Below are 21829 nucleotides of genomic sequence, written 5' to 3'. Positions count from 1 at the left end.
GAATCTGCTCACTGCTGGAATAGGACTAGAAAAGAGCCATGGTCATTGGCTTAATGCACATCCATCTCAGCGTTTAATGAGGCTGTAACGCTTATTTTCTTCAGCATTCAACTGAAATCATTTTGGTCTTGCGAGGCTTTAATGCCTTTGGCCGCTTCTTTAGTGAAAGCTTCAAGTTCTTTTGTGTTCATTTGCATCTGCCTATCCTTAACTTTCAAAAAAGTAATTTATGATAAGCAGTTACACAAAATTTGTTACAGCCTAAGTTCAGCAGATACCGTGCATCAAGACAGTGAATTGATTATTCATCAATAATGTCAGCCCGACCTATGGTTTCGGTTTTCACTTAATCCCTGAACGTACTATTAGCCTCTACATCTTTTTAGCGAAGCCTCACTCTACTTTTACCTGTTCTTTTCGCCGAGCGTCCGGTTTCCTTGGTGATTCAGTATATTTTGGCTTTGGCTTTGGCTTTGGCTTTGGCTTTTGTCCTTGATTGAGTGTTTACTCTTGAACATTAACTTTTTAGTAACATTTTCGTCATATTATTCAATAGATTAGTCTTAGCCTTGAATGAAAATTAGATTTATTGCTCTGACGAAAAAAGGCTACAATACAATTGCTCGTTTATTTGCCCCTTCTTTTGGAGAAATCATGGATAAAATTATCAACTCTCGCCTCAGTGTTAGTTCACGTACCACAACTCAAAAAGCACTGCGTCTTAACCTTGATGAGAAGAAGTACGGAACTATAGTAGAAATTGGTGCCGGGCAAGAAGTAGCGAGGCATTTCTTTTTAGCGGGTGCGGCGGCAGGCACCATTGCCAAGACCATGTCTGCTTATGATATGAAGTTTTCAGATGCTATTTATGGCGTCCAAGAAGACAGGCGTTATGTGAGTAAAGGCCGTGTTGAAGCTATGATGGAGCAAGAGTTTGACTTAGTGGTCGATAGAGTGGGTGAGACTCGTTCTAAGTCGTCTAGGTACTTTAGTTATGCCGCTACCGTCGCAGCCAAAAGCTTCAATCGCAAAAATGAATGCCATGCTTGGTGTGGTGTACGGGTTCAAATGTATCCGGGTGCAAAACCTTCAACTATCACCGTGCATGTAAGGATGTTAGATGATAATGCTGAAGCACAACAACAAGCTTTAGGCGTATTAGGTGTAAACTTAATCTACGGGGCCTATCATTACTTTGAAAATCCTAAGCAAATTATTGATTCACTTACCGATGGTATGAAAGCCAATCGCATTGAAATTGACTCGATCAATTTTGAAGGCCCTTACTTTGAAGATGCCGACAATAGAATTAAAAATATCCACCTTATTCGTAGCTGGAAAACCCGTGCCGTTATGTTTAAGCCTGATGGCAGTGTCGGTATCCCTGCTGAGATGTTATACAAAAAAAATATACTCACTATTCGAGGCTCATTCCGCCCAGTCACTAATTTAAATGTTGATATGATTGAGCAGGGACAAAATTCCTTTTCAGAATTGCCCGGAGTCAACCCGAGTAACACTATAGCCATAGCCGAGATATCTCTTAACGATGCCCACGGTAATGATGCTAAAGTGCCAGAAAGTGACATTGTGGCAAGAGTACAGTTGCTCAACTCATTGGGTTATAACGTCATGGTTTCGGATTACACTCGTTATTTCTCTCTGAGAGCTTACTTCCGTCAATTTACCCAATTACAAATCGGTATCGTGATGGGCATGGTCAACGTTAAACAGATATTCGATGAAAAATTCTATCGAGGTGTAGAAGGTGGAATATTAGAAGGTTTCGGTAAACTTTTTCCAGACAATACGCGCATATTTATATATCCAGAAATGAATGAAGATGGCCAACTTACAGAATTTACCGATGTTAAAGTGCCCGATCATTTACGTTTTTTGTACCGTCATTTGCTAGAGAACGGCTTCTTACATGGTATTGAATGCAGCGACCCAAAATTGTTTAATATTTATTCTCGAGAAATCCTTAAACAAATTTCTAGTGGCCAAGGTGATTGGCAAAAAGATCTACCTGTCGGTGTAGCCGAAGAAATAATCAAAAATAAGTTTTTTGGTCATCGCGGTTAAATCAAATCAGTTTAAGATAAAAAAAGGTGGGCATAAAAATTAAATTTATGCCCACCTTTTTTGTAAATAGCGCCTGTGCATTCTAATTAATTCTTCGTATAAACTCCGTAAACGCATGTTGTCCCGATGCAAAAGCAAGCTCCTGAGTAGTCAGACTCGACACATCCAACCAGAGGTATCGACTCACTTCTTCTTGCTGCACAATCAAGTCAGGCTTAGTGTCTAAAGTGATTTCAAAAAAACTATCTAATGTTGAGTAAAGTACGTCTTTATAAAGGTAGCTATTAGGATAAGAAAAAAGGTACTGCATGTTGTTAACGGGCAGTTGTAACTCCTCCAATAGCTCTCGCTTTAACGCCTGCTCATTTGATTCGTTGTAATCCACAAAACCACCAGGAAAGTCCAGTTTCCCCTTTGATGGTTGTTGCGCCCTTTCCACCAGCAGCATTTGTTGATTACACACAATAATCGCGCAAACTGCAGCGGCGACATTGTGAAAATACACAAAACCACACAAGGCACACTCGTATGTCTTTTCGCCTTGTTTGATAAGACTGGGCTGAGCGCATTTCACGCAGTGTAATGTGAAATCGTTATTATCCATGTTAACTAACCGAATACGATAAAGGCACTAAATAGGTGAGCCCGGCGGCAACGGTTTTAATATAAACTGCGATTGCCACTTACCAAGACGCCAATATTGTTCCAACTGACGCGCCATCACCTCGTTGTGAGCATTACGAGCTTTGTTTTTTAACCACTTATGTAGATCAATCAATTGTATTTCAATTTCACCACGGACTTCAGGTGCCAAGTTTTCTTGCTGCATGGCTTTGACCACTTGATCTAACACCAAATAGTTGACTCGTTTACTCAGCTGAGGGTGGTCTTTGTCGATGCCGTCTTTAATCGACGTGTTAAACAGTTCAGTCAATACATACGCTAAATTAGGTGTCCCTCTTAACTGTTCTTGTTGTTGCGCAATACGATTTAAACGCTCAGCCTTTAACAACAGGTTAAGGCTGTAACCCGCTGCAGACTCTGCTGCGCTGATAGGGTCAAATGTATGCCCAGTTCGACCTTTAAAACTTTCACGATTACGACTTTCACCATACGCTTTAGGCGTGATTAACTGAGCTAGAGAGCTAGGAATACTCAAAAACTCACTCTGTAAGGTATTTAATATGGCAGCTAATGCATCTTTTTGCCGTTTAGCAGAAATGACATCAACACCTTTGGCCTTTGAATAATCTCCCTTCGATTCATACTCATAGCTCACCCCACCAATAATCTTAGCAACGGCATCTAGTTGGTAACGATGTAACAAATAAATGGGTGCAAAGGTTTCTTCTAATGAAGATAAAGTAGCACCGGTTTTAATCGTTTTAAGACCAAAGTTATCCATAGCGACTTGGCGCACTTCACTAATACGAGTTAACTCACTGACAGGGTCAGCACCATTATCCCAAAGGTGTCCCTCAGCATTGGCGGCATTCGACTGACGAGCGTCTGGGTCAGACTGGTACCTGTAACCTTTCGCTCTAGCGTCAACCACTAAACGTTTTAACGCCAGTTGTTCGGTATTGGCATCGGGATATTCTTGATAACCATAAGCCACCACATATTTATCCCACTCTCCCATACCCACGTCGTAAGCATTATCTAAACTAATTTCACCATCAATGATACTCACTAAAGGATGAGGGTAATCCATCACTGACTCTCGGCCATATTCGCTGGCAGCAAAGTTATGAGCAATACCTATAGTGTGTCCCACTTCGTGAGCAGACAGTTGGCGAATACGAGCCAGTGCCATTTCTTTTTGTTTAGAAATATCCACTTGATCATCAGCCTGACGATTAGCAACAGCACCGTCCGGGCCAGTTCCATCGGCACTAAACGGACTGGTCAAACCTAAGGCAATTAAATAATCCTGTTTAACCCGCAGTGAACCCAACGTGACGTGCCCTTTAATAATTTCGCCACTACGAGGGTCAATAACAGAAGAACCATAAGACCAACCACGTGTGGCTCTGTGTACCCACTGGATCACGTTGTATCGCACATCCATGGGGTCAGCATCTGCAGGCAGCACTTTAACTTGAAAGGCGTTTTTATAACCGATAGCACTAAACGCTTGATCCCACCATAACGCACCATCTTTTAGTGCACTCATTACGGGCTCTGGAATGCCAGGGTCAAGGTAATAAACAATAGGTTCAATCGCTTCACTCATCGTGGCGTTAGGCTGCTTTTTATTCAAACGGTGCCGAGGTATAAACTGCTTTGTCATGCTGTCTTCAATTGGTACTGAATAATCTTGATAACCCACTGACCAGAATCCAGAAAAAGGCACAAATTTTCTTGGCTGATAATCGGTATCCGGTAGCTTCACCAGTGAATGATGTAAATGCACAGAAATACTAATAGGATCAGGTGTCACTTGATTGACATACTGCCCTGGATTAGAGCCGCCAAAGGTCACTAAAGCTTCTAACTCTGTATTATCAGGGAATGCCTTACTACGGTTTAAAAATACCCCACTGCGCTGTGGATCAACTTTGTAGCTGCCTTGCTTAGTACCCGTTAAACGCTGAGAAATTTGATGAATATCAGATAACAAAAATTCAGTATAATCAATAACAACACCATCGCCGTCAGTGGCTACGACAGGGAAACCTGCAATAACCGAGTCAGCAAAAGCCTCATCAATACTCGCCTGTTCAGCAAGGTTCGATGAACTAGCACGATACTGTGTATTCAATTGTTTGAGCATTACCTTATTGCCATAACGCTCGAATTTAACCAATCGAGTTTCACCTAACTGGCCTCGGTCTAAACCAATATCATTGGAGCCAATACCCTGTGGCATGCTACTTTGGAACAGAAAAGGTTGATCAAACTGGTCAATTTTAAGGAAAACTTTGTCAGTTTCGATTTGATAATAAAAATCAAAAAAACCGGTTTTATGCTGCATATCAGCAGTAAAATCTGCTATCGGTTTAGCATTTTCGATCTTACCAGCTGTCGACAAAGCAGATATAAATACCAGGCACACTAAAATCATTCTCATAAAAACTAATTTCCTTAATAAAATTTTATACGAAGTAACATTACCCAGAATTGATTATAAAAAGAAGAGCAATCGTGAAATATAAAACTCACAATAAACCTCCGTTAAAATCAGCGGCAGGTTTGCAAACGATCCTCTAGGGTAAACAAATTTCAAGCATGATGAATAATTTGAAAGCTGTAGATAAAAAAACAAAAGAAAAGGCGTTCCCACCACAGAGGAAAAAGAGCGCTAACGCTTCACAGAGAAATTAAGGGCTAGATGCGTTCCTACCTAAAAAACCATCACCATTATTAATTCGTAGTCCCTTTATTTACCTCTGTGACCTCTTTTTCCTCGGTGGTTTAAAATCTCTTTAAGGGCAGCAGCTAGACGCTATATAAAAACAATAAACACAATAAAAACCAAGACAAAATCGATCCCACCACAGAGGAAAAAGAGCGCTAACGCTACACAGAGAAAGATAAGCCACATCAGCCCGGTGAAACATTGCCGAAAAGACCATCACCAAAATTAATTCGTAGTATCTTTCTTTTCCTCTGTGACCTCTTTTTACTCGGTGGTTTAAAATTTTTTATTCTTTTGTTCTTTTCATCATTTTCTTACAGTCTATTGCTCTATGCCATGGGCAATAAGAGCAAAGGCGTATTCCTCGGCAGAGTCTTTTAATTGCCCATACCTTCCAGTGTTGGAGAAATGCCCTGCTCCCATATTGATGCGCATAACCAATAGATTATTGTCTGTTTTGGTGACACGCATTTTTGCAGTCCACTTTACAGGCTCCCAATAGGTCACTCTTGGGTCGTTTAATCCGCCAGTTACCAGCATTGGAGGGTAGGCTTTGGCTTGAATGTTGTCATATGGGGAGTAGCTTTGACTAAATTCAAGAATTCTCTGCTTATCAGTGGATACCCCACTCAATCAATAAAGAAGGGTAAGGGCAACGTTGCATCTAGCATAATATTCAGAAATCCCAATAAGGTACGCTAGGTTACTGAACCCATCAGCAGGGGTTGGTTAACAACAGCACCCATTAGCTCACCACCTGCACTGGCTCCTTCAATGGATATGTTGCCTTTAGCTACATACCCCGCGTCAATTAAATGTTCTGCCACATCAATAAAGTCATTAAAGGTATTCGTTCGCTTATCTAATTTGCCATCTAAATACCACTGATACCCCATTTCATCGCCACCTCGCACATGTGCATAAGCGAATGCAAAGCCTCGTTCTAGCAAGCTTAAACGAGTAGTAGAGAAATTGGGTTCAAGCCCAATCCCATAAGCTCCGTACGCATAAAGATACAATGGTTGAGAAGCATCTTTTTTAAAGCCTTTTTTATACACTATAGTGATAGGAACTTTAGTTCCGTCTCGGGCATCAGCCATAATACGCTCGGTTTGGAACTGACTTTTGTCATAACCTGATGGAATGGTTCTCGACTTGCGTAAATCCAGAGTTCGACTAAACACATCGTAGTCATAAATACTGTCGGGGGTAATCATTGATTCGTATCTGATGCGTACTTGTTTTTGTGAAAACTCAGGGTTAGCCCCTAAACTGACATTGGCCACTTTTTCAGGCAGCGATATTTGATGACTCTCGCCCTCATTGGGCAAAATACTGATCGATTCGATGCCTTGGATACTCTGCCCAATAACAATAAAATCGTTGAATACTTGCAGAGCTTTGAAATAACTTGTGTCTGAACCTGCAAGAACAGTCTGCCATTGTTCGTATTGAATCTGGTTATCTTTACTTTTCGCAATTCTAAAGTTGACGTGGGTATCGTTACTCAACATGTAAAAATAGCCATTCCCGTGGTCAACTTCTAACTTAAAGTTTTGCTCTCGAGTGTTCAGCATTTTGGGCGCTTGGTTTAAATCGGCCATACTCACCACCGAGACTTCTGTTCTGTCAGAATCACCTGTGGTCAATATCAAATACTGCTCACTACTGGTGAGGTCAAAACCTAAGAAAAAAGCCTCATCATCTTCGGTAACTAACACTTTATCCTGATTTTGTTTAGTTCCCAATTTATGCACGTTTACGCTCAACGTTCGCCATTTATCCTTTTGCAGTAAAGAATAAATAAGGTTTTGGCTGTTTTGGCTAAACAGTACAGAGCCTCCAGCATCAACTAATTCATCTTCAAGGTATTCTTGAGTCGTTAAGTTTTTTATTTTGATGACACTGCGCTCGCTGCCATCGATGTCAATGGAGTAAGCTAAGTAGCTATTGTCTGGGCTGATATCCCAATCACCTAAAGAGAAGTATTCATGCCCTTGCGCTAACAGGTTTTCATCAATAATGACTTGTTCGGTTCCGTTGTCTAACTTGCGCCTAACCCAAATTTTGTATTCTTTACCTGGCTGATAATACCAGCGATATTCATACCCCTGCTTTTGCCAAGGCACGGACGTATCGGTTTCATTCACTCGGCCTTTGAATTCCTCAAACAAGGTATCAACTAGCTTTTTGTGTGGGGCTAGAAAACTCGCATAATAGTCATTTTCAGCTTTGATATAATCTAACACTGGCTTATCGTTTATTTCTGGATAACCATCATCTTTTAGCCAATGATAATCATCTGATAACGTTAACCCGTGATATTTAGCTCGGTAAGGTTTGGCTATTGCCTGCGGCGCCTTACCTTCTAACTGTGGCAAACGAACAAAGGACTCAGACTTTTTTTCACTACTGCAACCTGGTAAAAAAGACAATATTATTATTCCTATACATAAATTAAAAAACATCTGCATACTCATTCTCCCATCATAAAAAAGCAGTGGATAGTTGTTAGTTAAAAAATATTAAAAGCCAGAGCCAAATAAAAGCAAACTTTTTACGCCACCGAGGAAAAAAAGCGCTGACGCCACACAGAGGAAAGCGAAGGGCTAGGTGATGTGGCTTTGCCGAAACAATTACATTTATCAGGCCGTAGTTCCTTGATTTTCCTCTGAGGTTAAAGAATCTTTTCACCTTTACTGCTTAAAGCTTACTGCTTAAAGCTTACTGCTTTTTAGCAAAAAATTTGCTGATAGTGCGATACATAGCATAGTGTTTGGCTTTCCAGTTCAGACTTTTATGTGTGAAACGATAGTTGGCTGAGTTTTTAACTATTACCAAGTTTTAATCAGGGTCGATATAGATATATTCTTCATAAATGCCTTGAGCTGCAAATTCGTCTTCTGCATCAAGTGGCAGCCATCATTGATATCCATAACAAAAAGAAGACGTTGACGCTGGATTGTTTTCGACAGCAAAAATATGTGGCGCATCGGCTTGAGTGGAATCAATAATCCATTGTTTGGGTACTATTTACTGAATGTTATTTTGGTTATCCGTCCACGTTCATTGATTCAGATACAGCCAATCCAGTTTAGCGTAGTCACACAAAGACACATTGAATCCACCCAACGCTAATTCCATATCGTCATCATCTGCTAACCAAAAGGCTTGATGTTCCATGCCTATAGGTTGCCAAATTTTTAGGATAGGTAATCGGTTAAGTTTTTACCTTTGGCGCGGGTTAACACCATACCCAATAGTTGAATATCGATACTCACATTATGATCATAAGTGCTTGGTTTTCTTTCTCTTACCATGAAGCTGAAAAATCATCTAAAAAAGTGCCAAAGTCGGTGGCTCGTGAAACTGGCTAATGTCAAAATCATAGTCGCTGTAATCTTCATTAAAACGAACACCTGACGACATTTGCAATACGTTTTTTATGCTTACGCCATCATAACCGCTGCCTTCCAATTCTGGTACATAATCAGTAACGGCCTGTTCGATGTTTGACACAAGTCCTTCTTCAACAATTCCCGTTAGGCATATACAAAAGACTTAGCCACCAAAAAAGAGGTGTGTTGATTGGCTATCTTCGATAAAGCCATGAGTTGAATTAACTTATTGAAATAGCTTAGTCCTCATATTCAAAGGAATCAGAAAAGGCTTTGGTTTCCTCAGGGAACCGGAATGGCTGGGTGCTGGCAGGAATGACGGAGTCATTAAAAGATTGATACATACTCAAGAAATTATTGGCGATTTTATGTTGATCATACAACGTGATAGCGGTGAACAAGCGCACCATATTTTTTTGATAAACAGCAACCTATGCCACTACAATTATCAAAATCCTAACCATTACTTTTTTCATTTATTGCCTTTTTAATAAACTTACAATCCCACCTTAAATTATGCCCTCTTAAAAAACTATCCCGTCCGCAATGTGTACTTGTACTAAAACCATTTACACGAATATCACTGTCTAATAAAAACGTTAATATTGATTAATAATAATAAAATTAATCAGCTAAGGTTTTAGTTTTTTGGTCAATTAATAGTGACAACTCTGCAGAAAAACGACAGGAGAAGTTGCTCCCCTTACCAACATCGCTTTTAATGACCAAACGAGAATTGTGATGAGATAAAACGTGTTTGACGATAGATAACCCTAAACCAGACCCTCCGGTTGTTCGCGATCTGGCTTTGTCGATACGATAGAAACGCTCAGTAAGGCGATCGATATGCTCTGCTTCAATACCATCTCCATTATCTCTGACACTAAACTTGGCCTGTTCACCCTCCAGAGACCACCGCACTTCGATCACTCCATGATTAGGTGTGTATTTAATGGCATTAAAAATTATATTAGAAAACGCGCTGCGTAATTCAGATTCAATTCCATAAACATATAAAATTGGCGATATATCAAAAAATATTTTATGTGACCTTTCACGGTTAAGTGCTTCTGCTTCAGCATGAATTTGCCACAACAATCGAGGCACATTAACCATTTTCTCAAAAGCCCTTTCCGTGCTGGCTTCAATACGTGATAACACCAGTAATTCTTCAATTAAGCTTTGCATGCGAATCGATTGAGAGCGCATTTCAGATATCGCTTTTTTCATCACTGGCGCAGGAAGATCGCCGTTTTCTGGCAACATCTCCAAATATCCATTAATCACGGTTAAAGGTGTTTTCAACTCATGGGAAACATTGGCAACAAAATCTTTACGCATTTTTTCAATTTGGGTCAGGCGCGTGACATCACGAATTAGGAACATCAGATTGTCATCATCGTAAGGCACCACCCTAAATTCCAATACTTTGTTGGGATTAATCGGCGATATGATTTCTATGGGCTTATCAAAACGATTAGCGTGATAGAAATTAATAAATTGCTCATCAATAATACAGTCATACACTTTCTTCCCCATGTCGTCGGGCCAACGTATACCTAGCTCGATCCTTGCCAATCGATTACACCAGGTTACCTCAGAAGAATTATCAACCACGAGGGCTGCGTCGGGTAGCGCTTCTGAGCCCTGCCGAAAACGACGAATAACCTCACCTAAGGATTTTCGTTTATTACGATTTTTTAAATTGGCACCATAAATCCCTTGGTAGATATGCGACCAAATACCACGGGATATAGGGGGTGAAATCTTTTTGCTGTGCCACAACCAAAAGTTAAGCCTATAAAGCAACCAGTAGTGCCAACCAAGCAACCCAAGAGCCCCAATTAACAAAGTGAGGACTAACTGATTAATGTATAAACCAAGAACCGTGCAAGATGCCAGAAAAAAGATGACGATTGCAATGCTTCTTAACCAGGGAAATGGGCGATACATTTGTGGGCTTTATTCCTCTTCTAAGCGATTAAAAAATATTACTTTCTCTGAAAGCTAATTATTGACTAAGTATATTACACTTTACTGGAAAAACGATAACCTGCACCGCGAACTGTTTGGATCATAAGATCGTGTGAAAACTCAGACAATGCTTTACGAAGCCTTCTAATGTGCACATCTACTGTTCGGTCTTCAACATAAACGTTAGTACCCCAAACATTGTCCAAAAGCTGCTCACGACTATAGACTCTCTCAGCATGAGTCATAAAAAAATGTAAAAGTTTAAACTCGGTTGGCCCCATATCAATAGGCGTCTCATTTGATGTCACGCGATGTGACAGAGGATCAAGTTTCAGGCCTTGGAAATCAATGGCATCTTCACTAGCTGTGGGTGATACACGTCTGATCACAGCTTTCACTCTAGCCACCAATTCTTTTGGTGAAAAAGGTTTAGTAACATAATCATCAGCGCCCGCTTCAAGACCTCTGATTTTGTCTTCTTCTTCGCCTCTAGCGGTTAACATAATGATTGGGATGTCACGTGCATATTCGTGTTGTTTGAGTTTTTTTGCCAGTTGCACACCCGTACCACCTGGCAACATCCAATCTAATAAAATCAAATCTGGAAAAGGCTCTACTATTTTGTCTAATGCGATTTGATAATCTTCAGCCTCAACAGTTTCATAACCCGATTGTTCAAGTACAAATTTTAACATGTCGCGGATGGGAGCTTCGTCTTCCACCAGTAAAATACGTTTTGCCATTTTTTAATTCCTTGCTAGAACAACAATTTATTAGATTATTCATATTTTGTGTGACATTTTTATTACGGTTAGCATTTTAGTCAATATTAAAACCTCAAAAACAACATTTTACCAGAACACAGGTATTTAAAGCTGGGTTTAAGCTCTGTTTAAACTGTGCCTCATAATAGATTGTTGCTCAATCAGTTATCTAGACATCTTGTTTATTTTTTTTATTCCGCATATTCTCTGCATGCGGTTAAATTTAAGGAAATATGAATCTTGATGTCAAACGTCAAACAAGGGTTATCCAGAAAGCTTCTAGCCAGGGTGCTGTCAGTTTACTTTGTACTAACTCTAATAGTGACTGCAGGCCAGATTTTCACCGAGTATTTAAATGCTAAAAGTCATATCGAAGGTGAGCTTAAAACCTTAAAAAACACCTTCAGCACTAGCTTAACCCGCGCCATTTGGGAGTTAAATACGCCTCAAGCAAAATCTATTGCAGTCGGATTGATGGAGTTGCCTATAGTCGAGGGCGTCCAGATTCGAGACGAAAACAGCAATTATATTGCCGATTTAGGACGTACCTCTAAACTAGTCGGTGAATCGATCACCAAAGGTGTAGTCAGAGATCACGCAGGTGGAACTTTTGGCTATAGTTTCCCATTAATATTCGAATTTTCTGGTAGAACATCATTAGTCGGTGATGTCACTTTATACTCAAGTTCAGCCATTATTTTTAGCCGAATAGAAGTTGGAATATTTTTCTTGATTGGCAATGCTATAGTCAAAACTGCATTTTTAGTGTTTCTATTTATGAGTGCATTTCGCACTATGCTGACTAATCCGCTGAATGAGCTAACCCAACAAATTACCGATTTCAACTTGGACGACCCTGAATCCTCCAAGCTTGACTTGAGTATCGATGAAGACAATGAATTAAAGGTTTTGGAAACGTCTTATAATAAACTAATCGATGAAATGATTGAGTTTCAGTCTAAGCTTGCAGGTACTCAAAATGAGTTACAACAAGCCAATCTGAGATTAGATGATCAGAATATTTCGTTAGAGGAAGAAGTAGCTAAAAAAACAGCCACACTCAGCAGAATTATGTTGGACTTGGAACAACAGAAAGATGAGTTATTAATTAATCAACGTGAACTTCGCCAAGAAAACGAAAATCGTCAGTTTATTGAAGATGAGCTGCGCAAACGTAATACGGAGTTAGCCACATCGATGGAAACCATTCAAATGGCTAAAGATCAATTGGTTGAATCAGAAAGAATGGCTTCATTGGGCGGCTTAGTAGCGGGTATTGCCCATGACGTGAATACACCTTTAGGTGTAAGTGTGACAGCCACCAGCTTTTTGCATGACAGAGTCAAAAAACTTCAATCGGCCTACGATAATAAAAAGCTAACTGGCAATACTATGACCTCCTTTTTGTCTGAAGCAGAGCAAACCATTACGCTACTTACTAATAATTTAAACCGTGCCTCCGATCTTATTTCTAGTTTTAAACAAGTTGCTGTCGACCAAACAAGTGAAGCAGAAAGAGAAATCAATGTCAGTGAGTATTTAAATGAAGTCGTACAATCTTTAGCACCAAACTTCAAAAAAACTCAACATACTATTGATATTCATTGTCCAGACGATTTATTAATCAAATGCGCACCCGGTGTGTTAGCACAAATATTAACCAATATGATTATGAATTCTCTGATCCATGGTTTCGAAGATAAACCCAAAGGGGCGATTATGCTGCAAATATCTGAGCAGGACAGCAATCTTGTTATCAACTATTCTGACGATGGAAGAGGGCTAGATGAAGGCACCCTTAAACGCCATTTTGACGCATTTTTTACTACCCGAAGAGGTAAAGGAGGAAGCGGTTTAGGCACTCACATTATGTACAACTTAGTGACCCAAACATTAGGTGGCGATATTGAAGCATTCAGCAAACCTGGCGAAGGCCTGAGATACATCATTACTACCCCCGTTTAAACAATCAATCAATCAGTCAGAAAGTTTCTGACTTTTCACATAGTAGACTAAGTTAATTCCTGATAGTCTCTACGCCCATTTTTTAACAGCGCGACTCTGCGCAGATGGCTTGTATATTTTTCGAAATCAAGGCGGCAATGCCGCTTAAGAATAAACAAAGTGTTAACTCGAAAGATAAACAGCCCCTAACACTTAGCGGATTATTTTATGTGGTTCAAAAACCTAAAGCTTTACGCAATTACTCAAGACATGGATTTCAAAGAGCAAGACTTTGAAGACAAACTTGCTGAGTTCAAATTTCGCCCTTGTGGCAGTCAAGAATTAGCCACTATGGGTTGGGCTTCTCCCTTTAATCAAGGCGAGACTTTAATCCACGCAACAGCGGGTAGGATTTGGTTAACCCTGAAAAAACAAGAACGTATATTGCCAGCGGTAGTTGTGAATGCAGAACTCGCAGACAAAGTCGCATTAATAGAAACCGAAACAGGCTCTCCTGTAGGCAAAAAGGCCCAGCAGGATATGAAGCAAGAAATAATTCATCGTTTATTGCCGCAAGCATTTACCAAAAATAGTTACACCCACGGTTTCATTTCTACCCAAGATCACTTAGTGGTAGTTGATTCGTCTGCAGATGGCAAAGCCGAAGCCTTTTTGGCTATGTTGCGAAAAGCCATTGGTTCGTTACCGGTTGTACCTTTAGCAAGACACTCAGTGCATGCAGATTTAACCTCATGGTTAAAAGATGATTCAGCGCCAACAGATATTAGTATTTTAGAAGAGGCTGAATTAAAAGCATTGGAAGAAGACGGTGCCATTATTCGTTGTAAAAACCAAGATTTATATAGCGAAGAAATCACCCATCATTTGGAAGCAGGAAAGTCAGTTCAAAAAATTGCTGTTGAATGGAATGAAACACTCACGGCGATTATTCAGGAAGATTTAAGCATTAAACGCCTAAAGTTCACCGATGTGATAAGAGAGCAGAACGACGACATACCTAAGGATCAGATGTTAGCTAGATTGGATGCAAACTTTGCGCTGATGTCAGGAGAAGTGGTACGTTTTGCGAAGCGTTTAAAAGAAATATTTAAATTAGACGATGAAAAAGTGAGCTAATACACTAGGAATATTTATAAGTAGATGCTGCCCAACCCAGCATCTACTTAATATATAGCTTAAAGATTTATTGGAAAATTTGCTTGGCACTATCACGGAGTTCGTCAAATTCATTAGACAGCACTGCAGACAGATTATCAATAATTCCTCTCTCTACAACCGCCTTGAAAATCACTTCTTTATGACTATCAAACTTTCCGCAAAGTCCCGCACCTAACCTGACCAAATCTAAGTAAGAAACAGCGTCAGAAGACACAGACATGTCTTTCCAGTTCTGGGCTACATCTACAAACTCTGGCTCAAATCCCCACTCAGTCATGATACTTGTACCAATTTTACCCGCTAATTTTTCTATAGCCACGTCTAAGAATGTTGGGTTAGCGAATACATCAGCATGACGCTCAGCTTCGGTTAGTATAGGTAATACGCCAATATTATGTACCAACGCAGCCAACATCATTGAATCAAGGTTAAGCGCGCGATTTTTGGTTTGCTTAGTATGTACTTGTAATACCGCCATAGAGTTGGCCACAATTTCGATAGTATCGGCCCAAATACGCGACATATACTCTTTTACAATTTCATTTTTGGAAACAAACAACTGTTCCATTGCCAAAGCAGTCGCGATATTTTTAATTTGGCGTAGTCCAATACGTGTTACAGCCTGCTGTATCGAGGTCACTTTTACACTTCTGCCTAAATATGCACTATTGGATATTTTTACCATTCGAGCACTTAAGGATGGATCTTGACTAACAACGTCAGCCATTGCGCCTAAGTTAATATCTGGGTTGTCAGCCGCTCTCCTAACCTTTAATGCAACCGCAGGTAAAGTTGGTAGCACCAATGTATCGTTATTAATTTTTTCTACTAAAATAGTAAGAAGTGCGTTTTCTGTACCCATATGTTTACCTGTAATCCTGTCAAAACAAATCGAACCTTGGAGTGATTCTAATAAAATAGAGTCTCTTTTATCCCGCCTAAGGTATTCACTTGGTGAGTTAATTTAAGTATTACAGAGATTTAACCACTGGATCTAAAAATCAATCATAAATGCTAGCACACTTTTTTAAGATATCTAGATATCTAGATATCTTAAACGCATTAAAAGCTAAAAATTTGCTACATTTTCAGTGAATTAAGATAAATAGCCCAATACAACAAGTATGGAGTTGGCTACGCCAGCATCATTTAGCTAATCGCTGTTTCAGCGGCTATGAGGATATTGTTGATGCCTGCACGCTCGCTTGGAATGACTTTGTAAGCGATACACTACGCGTGACAAAAATGTGCTCACGGGACTGGCTTAAAGTAGGAAAAACTTAATGCGGATTGGTATTAGAGGAAGGTAAAGCCGACATATTGGGTTTGTATATGGTTCAACAGCTATTAGCTAAAGGTGTCATTGATGAGGGAATGTTAGAAGACTATTACGTCACTTTTATGGCGGGAATTTTCCGTTCTGTTCGTTTTGGTGCATCCAGTGCCCATGGTAAAGCCAATATGATCAGGTTTAATTTTTTCAGGAACACCACGCTTTTAGTAGAAATGAAGCAGGCTTTTATCAAGTTGACATGCTGAAAATGACTGAAGCCATTGATGCTTTATCAAATAAAATTCTGACTCCGCAAGGTGATGGATATTATGCCGATGTTGCGCAGTTAGTAGCAGATGAGGGCCTGATAAAAGCACAATTGCAACAAGAACTCAATAAATTGAACGCTGCAAATATTCCAGTGGATATTGATTTCAAACAAGGAATTAAGGTACTAGGACTCTAGTCTAAACATATACTTTTAAGTATTGTGCTTATTATCAGCTTAATACTTGTATTATATTTTATCTTACAACGTTTAAAGCTTGTTTTGATAAGGTGGCCAGCCCATAGCCTTCCCTGCTAAGACGTGCAAGTGGATGTGATACACAGTTTGCCCGCCATTTTCGTTACAGTTCATCACAGCCCTGTAACCGTCTTTAGCAAAGCCATGTTTTTCAGCTAAATTGGCTGCCACCCAATACAAATGCCCAAGTAAGGCTTTATCTTCTTCTTGAATAGCATTAATAGTTGTTATCGGCTTTTTGGGGATGACCAAAAAGTGTATGGGCGCTTGGGGGTTAATATCACTAAACGCCAAAGCGAGCTCATCTTCATAAAGAATGTCAGCAGGGATTTCTTTATTGATTATCTTGGTAAAGATAGTTTCGTTAGTCGTTTGGCTAATAGATCCGCTCATAGCTTTTTCCTTCCTAAATAAATACAAACAATAATAGTGCTGCACCTAGAATCAATCTATAGATAACAAAAGGCAACATACCAATTTTGGATATCCACGCTAAAAATAAGTAAATACACGCATAGGCACTAACAAATGAGAAGGCAGCGCCAAAGATGAGGGCATTCCAATCCACAGCATTAGGGGCTTGTAACAGGTCTAAAGTGGCGAGTAAGCCAGCACCCAATATCACTGGTATCGACAACAAAAATGAAAAACGCGCCGCACTTTCTCTATCTAGACCAATCATCAAGCCAGCTGTCATAGTGATACCCGAACGTGACGTACCGGGAATAATAGCGATAGCCTGTGCAAGACCAATAAAAATCGCATTTTTCCAAGTAATCTGATGCACAGCTTTAACTTGGGTCGCTTTTTTATCCGCATACCAAAGTAACAAACCAAATCCAATAGTAGTGATAGCAATCACTAAGGCTGAGCGGCCGTACAACTCTATAAAATCTTTAAAGGCAAATCCAAGCATCACTGCGGGAATAGTGCCAATAATGATCCACCACGCTAAACGACTATCTGTTGTTTGGTTTTGGCTCAATCCATGACGGAACCAAGCACCAGTTAAGCTCAGAATATCCGCACGAAAATAGATCATCACAGCAAACAAACTTCCTATATGAACGGCTACATCGTAAGCGAGACCTTGGTCATTCCAGCCTAATACCTCAGAAGGTAATATTAAGTGAGCTGAACTAGATATAGGTAAAAACTCAGTCAATCCTTGAATAATCGCCAAGATAATAATTTCAAATAAAGTCATGTGTCGATTGGACTCCAATCAAATTTAATTGCCCACAATTTTTGTAAACTTTTGTCATATGTTTGCCAAAGGTTGGCGTAACTTTGTTTCATTATGGGGTGGATTTCGTCAGCGGCAATCTCGGCTAAAGGTTTTAACACAAAAGCGTTATAAAGAACTTCTGGACGAGGTAATTCTATTGGCTGAGACATCGCTTGGTTATCGTATAACAGCAGGTCCAAATCGAGTGTTCTGGGAGCAAACTTTCGCTCACTACGCTGACGTTTGTTATCTTGTTCTATTTGTTTAAGGACAGAGCATACCTGTGCAATGGATAACATGGTGTTAGCTTTAATCACTAAATTGTAAAAGTTATTACCTTCAAATCCTACTGATTCACTTTCAAACACAGAGGAAAGAGTCAGCTCGCCAAATGCTTGATACATCCCCTGTAATCCAGCTTTAGTATGTTTTTGTTTATCTACATTACTGCCGACACTGATATAGATAATATGAGACTGTCTAGTGTCAATACTCAAAAAGTTTGTTCCTTAGTAAATTCAACTGCAACATTCTTAGCATTCGCTAGAATATCCGGTTTACTCAACTTTAAGCGCACTGATTTAAGCTTTGGAAAAGACTGTAACAACCAGTCAACCATATGGCTTGCCAAGGCCTCAATCAGCTTAAATTGACTCTTTGCGGCAAATTCGATAATGATCTGGGCTATTTGGGCATAATTCAGCGTATTGTTCACATCATCTGTTTGCGCCGCCTCAGAAAGGTCAGCAATCAGTTCAATATCAACGATTAATCGTTGTTGATGCTCTCTCTCCCAATCATAGACGCCAATTAGCGCTAAAACTTCAAGCCCTTCTATGTGAATTTTATCCATTGACGGTCCGCGCTGCATTTTAAGGAGGTTTAGTGTATTATCTTTAAGTGTAACCTATTCTTTTAATATAAGTACATGACAACACTAACTATATTAATCTTTGTTGCGGCCTATCTACTGGGTTCCATTTCCAGTGCCATTTTAGTCTGCAAGCTATTTAACCTTGGCGACCCAAGAGAATTAGGGTCAGGAAATCCTGCCGTAACGAATGTTTTCAGAATAGGAGGGAAGTTGCCCGCCAGCTTAGTACTCATTTTTGATGTGCTTAAAGGGACGCTGCCAGTTTGGGCGAGTTATTATCTCGGCCTTGAGCCTTTTTATTTAGCATTGGTAGCTGTGGTGGCATGTTTAGGCCATATGTTTCCGTTGTTTTTTGAATTTTCTGGGGCAAAGCCGTAGCGACAGCATTCGGCGCGATTATACCTTTAGGCTTAGACTTAGCCGCCATGTTGATAATGAGCTGGTTCATCGTCATCTTCTTAACTCATTATTCTTATTTGGCTGCTATCCTGACAACTAGCCAAGCGCCAGTCTTCACTTGGTTATTAAAACCTGAATACACACTAACCGTGGATATATTAAGTATATTAATTGTCCTACGTCACAAAGACAATATAATAAGACTCTACCAAAAGCAGGAACCCAACTTGTGGAACAAGAAAAAACTTAAGAATAACCGCAGACTTACGTTATAAGATACACTGAAAGCAATTTTCAGAACAGAATTCTGAATGCAAGCTATTTTTAAGACAGTAATCAGGAAACACCGAGTTTAATCCAACTAACCCGACCCAATAAGCTCTCAAAATAAAGTGTATGATAAACAAGTTACTTAAGATGCTTACAGCCAGTAAGCCAATCTAAACAATTATATAACCGATTAGGTATTACTCAGAAGGGATGACATCAGTTAACAAGTTTGTTGCCCAAATAACCACACTATATAGTCGAAACATTCCAAATATATACATGATATAAACTAATGATTCAGCTTCTCAACTTTCTTCCTTGAGCCTTTGTAACCAGTCATTAGTCTAATCTGTCTGAGATACTGCTGTATCAGTATTTAAAGGTATATTCGCACCATCTTTCATAACTTTGCTTATTGATAAGTCACTAAGACCCGCATTATCCGGAAGTGACATACTCGAGCTTAAGGTTAATATGAATCTAAATGGCGGCTAACTCTTCTAACGACCAACGAGGTCTTGCCTTGGTAGATAGACTTTCAATTTCACCGGCTTTAAGTCTCTGCAAACCAGCGTAAGCGATCATCGCACCGTTGTCAGTACAGAATTCCAACCTAGGGTAAAACACCTCACCTTGGATTGATTTCATCATGGCTCCGAGGTCTTCACGTAATTGTTTATTGGCGCTGACACCGCCAGCAATAACTAAACGTTTTAAGTTAGAGTGCTTCAAAGCGCGTTTGCATTTAATTGCTAAGGTATCGACTACCGCTTCTTGAAAAGCGAAGGCAATGTTTGCCCGTGTTTGCTCAGAGCCATCTGATGCTCGAATAGTATTCGCAGCGAAGGTTTTTAATCCACTGAAACTGAAGTCTAGGCCTGGTTTTGTGGTCATAGGCCGCGGGAATTTATAATGACCTGCCTCCCCCTTCTCAGCTAATTTCGCCAATAAAGGACCTCCGGGGTAATCAAGCCCAAGTAACTTAGCGGTTTTATCAAAAGCTTCGCCAGCGGCATCGTCTACCGACTCACCTAATACTTCGTACTGACCAATACCTTCCACTTTGACCATCATCGAGTGACCGCCCGAAACCAAAAGGGCCACAAATGGAAACGCGGGTGCCGGGTCATCTAACATCGGGGCTAACAAATGCCCTTCCATATGATGCACACCAATAGCGGGCTTACCCCAAGCATAAGCCAAACTGCGAGCCACAGAAGACCCCACTAATAAAGCCCCAACTAAGCCAGGACCTTTGGTGAAAGCGATGCCATCTATGTTTTTAGCGGTACAGTTCGCCTCTTGCAAAGATTCTTTAATCAAAGGAATTAACTTTCGCACATGATCTCTAGAGGCAAGTTCTGGCACAACTCCGCCATAATCAGCATGCAGTTTCACTTGGCTATATAATTGGTGAGACAATAACCCTTGTTGGTCATCATAAATTGCCACACCGGTTTCATCACAAGAGGTTTCAATACCTAATACACGCATATTTAATTTCTAACAAAAATATTTTAAACTGTCGGCATTCTACTGATTAGCCGTCAAACCTCCAATTTATTATGACATTTGTTGAATTAATCAGGTTTTTGGCCCATCAAGACTTTACATCCATTGAGGATATGATTAGAATTCCGCACCATTTTTAACCGAGCTGGCTATTCATTGTACCGGCACGATATAGTTTTTATTTTTGAGGTAAGAGTTTAATGCCAATCGTTAAAGTAAGAGAAAACGAACCTTTTGATGTTGCATTGCGTCGTTTTAAACGTTCATGTGAAAAAGCAGGTGTACTTTCTGAAGTTCGTCGTCGCGAATTTTTTGAAAAGCCTACTTGGGAACGTAAGCGTAAGAAAGCAGCCGCTAAGAAACGTCTTTTGAAGAAGTTATCTCGCGAAAACGCTCGTCGCATCAGATTGTACTAAATCTCTTCTGAAGCGTGTAGTTTGTAGTCTATAGGCACACGCTTTAAGTCGTTTTATCACATATCCGTATTCATTGAGTCATTCCATGTCTTTATTAGATGATCTACAAAGCGCACAAAAAGATGCTATGCGTGCCAGAGACAAAATTCGTCTTGGGACAATACGCATGGCTCTTGCTACCGTTAAACAACATGAAATCGATGGGCGTATTGATCCTAATTATATTGCCCTCGATGATGATGGTGTTCTTGCGATATTGATCAAGATGGTTAAGCAGCGAAAAGACGCTGCAAGTCAGTATGAAGCTGCCGGTCGTCAAGACTTACTGGATATCGAATTAGCAGAAATTGTTATTTTGCATGATTTTTTGCCCAAAGCTCTTAACGAAGAAGAGCTTGATGCTCTGATTGTGCAAGCGATGGCAGAATCAGGTGCAACGGGTATGCAAGACATGGGCAAAGTCATGGGCTGGTTAAAACCTCAAGTTCAAGGACGCGCTGACATGGGTCAATTAAGTGGCAAAATAAAAGCCAAACTTAATTCACTGTAGTACAACGTCTTGTCTAATTAATTTACAAACCGCACTTCGATGCGGTTTGTCTGTTTTATTGTATAAAATTTAAATT

At 40.0% G+C, this 21829-nt stretch carries 18 protein-coding genes and 3 pseudogenes; 8 read left to right on the top strand and 13 right to left on the bottom strand.

The window, feature by feature from the left end; all coding sequences use genetic code 11:
• Positions 1-654 precede the first annotated feature (654 nt).
• A complete protein-coding gene (locus C427_RS04240) occupies positions 655-2085 on the top strand; it encodes a hypothetical protein (RefSeq protein WP_034899791.1) in 1431 nt (476 codons plus the stop codon).
• Between the two features lie 82 nt (positions 2086-2167).
• Here the strand turns inward: C427_RS04240 and C427_RS04235 are convergent, their stop codons facing one another.
• The 7 genes from C427_RS04235 to phoB all read right to left on the bottom strand — a co-directional run bounded on the left by C427_RS04235 (position 2168) and on the right by phoB (position 11561).
• The gene (locus C427_RS04235; protein ID WP_007640274.1) at positions 2168-2689 is read right to left on the bottom strand and encodes an NUDIX hydrolase; all 522 of its coding nucleotides are present in this window, start codon (positions 2687-2689) and stop codon (positions 2168-2170) included.
• A gap of 27 nt (positions 2690-2716) precedes the next feature.
• A complete protein-coding gene (locus C427_RS04230; RefSeq protein ID WP_007640273.1) occupies positions 2717-5158 on the bottom strand; it encodes a zinc-dependent metalloprotease in 2442 nt (813 codons plus the stop codon).
• Positions 5159-5767: 609 nt separating this feature from the next.
• Positions 5768-6079, bottom strand: coding sequence for a prolyl oligopeptidase family serine peptidase (locus tag C427_RS28085; RefSeq protein WP_015430452.1), 312 nt, complete (start codon positions 6077-6079; stop codon positions 5768-5770).
• A gap of 65 nt (positions 6080-6144) precedes the next feature.
• Positions 6145-7881 (bottom strand): prolyl oligopeptidase family serine peptidase, encoded by a 1737-nt coding sequence (locus C427_RS04220; protein WP_015430451.1) that lies wholly within the window; start codon positions 7879-7881, stop codon positions 6145-6147.
• Between the two features lie 901 nt (positions 7882-8782).
• A complete protein-coding gene (locus tag C427_RS04215) occupies positions 8783-8965 on the bottom strand; it encodes a serine hydrolase (RefSeq protein ID WP_007640268.1) in 183 nt (60 codons plus the stop codon).
• 503 nt (positions 8966-9468) lie between these two features.
• Positions 9469-10797 carry a phosphate regulon sensor histidine kinase PhoR gene (gene phoR / locus C427_RS04210; protein WP_081589035.1) on the bottom strand — a complete coding sequence of 443 codons (1329 nt, stop codon included), beginning with the start codon at positions 10795-10797 and terminating at the stop codon, positions 9469-9471.
• Between the two features lie 74 nt (positions 10798-10871).
• On the bottom strand, positions 10872-11561 hold the full coding sequence (gene phoB, locus C427_RS04205) for a phosphate regulon transcriptional regulator PhoB (RefSeq protein WP_007640265.1): 690 nt from the start codon (positions 11559-11561) through the stop codon (positions 10872-10874).
• 264 nt (positions 11562-11825) lie between these two features.
• Here phoB and C427_RS04200 point away from each other — a divergent pair, with 264 nt between their 5' ends.
• Positions 11826-13547 (top strand): ATP-binding protein, encoded by a 1722-nt coding sequence (locus C427_RS04200; RefSeq protein WP_007640264.1) that lies wholly within the window; start codon positions 11826-11828, stop codon positions 13545-13547.
• A 207-nt stretch (positions 13548-13754) separates the two neighbouring features.
• Positions 13755-14663, top strand: a complete 909-nt coding sequence (rdgC, locus tag C427_RS04195) for a recombination-associated protein RdgC (RefSeq protein WP_007640263.1) — start codon at positions 13755-13757, stop codon at positions 14661-14663.
• Between the two features lie 67 nt (positions 14664-14730).
• Here the strand turns inward: rdgC and C427_RS04190 are convergent, their stop codons facing one another.
• On the bottom strand, positions 14731-15567 hold the full coding sequence (locus tag C427_RS04190; protein ID WP_007640262.1) for an HDOD domain-containing protein: 837 nt from the start codon (positions 15565-15567) through the stop codon (positions 14731-14733).
• Positions 15568-15812: 245 nt separating this feature from the next.
• Here C427_RS04190 and C427_RS27035 point away from each other — a divergent pair.
• Positions 15813-15989: pseudogene (locus tag C427_RS27035) on the top strand (IS630 family transposase); the annotation flags it as partial.
• 12 nt (positions 15990-16001) lie between these two features.
• Positions 16002-16444 (top strand): annotated as a pseudogene (locus tag C427_RS24520) (dipeptidyl-peptidase 3 family protein); the annotation flags it as partial.
• 72 nt (positions 16445-16516) lie between these two features.
• Here the strand turns inward: C427_RS24520 and C427_RS04175 are convergent.
• Genes C427_RS04175 through folB form a run of 4 tightly spaced genes read right to left on the bottom strand, consistent with a single transcriptional unit; the run spans position 16517 to position 18585 of the window.
• Complete coding sequence (locus C427_RS04175) at positions 16517-16897, bottom strand: histidine triad nucleotide-binding protein (protein WP_007640261.1); 381 nt, start codon at positions 16895-16897, stop codon at positions 16517-16519.
• A 13-nt stretch (positions 16898-16910) separates the two neighbouring features.
• A complete protein-coding gene (locus tag C427_RS04170; RefSeq protein ID WP_007640260.1) occupies positions 16911-17711 on the bottom strand; it encodes an undecaprenyl-diphosphate phosphatase in 801 nt (266 codons plus the stop codon).
• Positions 17708-18229, bottom strand: a complete 522-nt coding sequence (gene folK / locus C427_RS04165) for a 2-amino-4-hydroxy-6-hydroxymethyldihydropteridine diphosphokinase (protein WP_007640259.1) — start codon at positions 18227-18229, stop codon at positions 17708-17710. Before folK ends, C427_RS04170 begins: the two co-directional genes overlap by 4 nt.
• Complete coding sequence (folB, locus tag C427_RS04160; RefSeq protein WP_007640258.1) at positions 18226-18585, bottom strand: dihydroneopterin aldolase; 360 nt, start codon at positions 18583-18585, stop codon at positions 18226-18228. The genes folK and folB overlap by 4 nt, the downstream gene beginning before the upstream one ends.
• Before the next feature lie 75 nt (positions 18586-18660).
• Between folB and plsY the strand changes: the two are divergent.
• Positions 18661-19280 (top strand): annotated as a pseudogene (plsY, locus tag C427_RS24515) (glycerol-3-phosphate 1-O-acyltransferase PlsY).
• A gap of 475 nt (positions 19281-19755) precedes the next feature.
• Here plsY and tsaD read toward each other — a convergent pair.
• A complete protein-coding gene (gene tsaD / locus C427_RS04150; RefSeq protein ID WP_007640255.1) occupies positions 19756-20769 on the bottom strand; it encodes a tRNA (adenosine(37)-N6)-threonylcarbamoyltransferase complex transferase subunit TsaD in 1014 nt (337 codons plus the stop codon).
• A 218-nt stretch (positions 20770-20987) separates the two neighbouring features.
• Between tsaD and rpsU the strand changes: the two genes are divergently transcribed.
• Positions 20988-21203, top strand: a complete 216-nt coding sequence (rpsU, locus tag C427_RS04145) for a 30S ribosomal protein S21 (RefSeq protein WP_006991319.1) — start codon at positions 20988-20990, stop codon at positions 21201-21203.
• A gap of 85 nt (positions 21204-21288) precedes the next feature.
• Positions 21289-21753 (top strand): GatB/YqeY domain-containing protein, encoded by a 465-nt coding sequence (locus tag C427_RS04140; RefSeq protein ID WP_007640254.1) that lies wholly within the window; start codon positions 21289-21291, stop codon positions 21751-21753.
• Positions 21754-21829: the final 76 nt, after the last annotated feature.

The sequence above is a fragment of the Paraglaciecola psychrophila 170 genome, assembly GCF_000347635.1.
GTDB lineage: Bacteria > Pseudomonadota > Gammaproteobacteria > Enterobacterales > Alteromonadaceae > Paraglaciecola > Paraglaciecola psychrophila.
The sequence above is the reverse complement of the archived record's forward strand: the minus strand, read 5'-3'. Positions and strand labels throughout refer to the sequence as shown.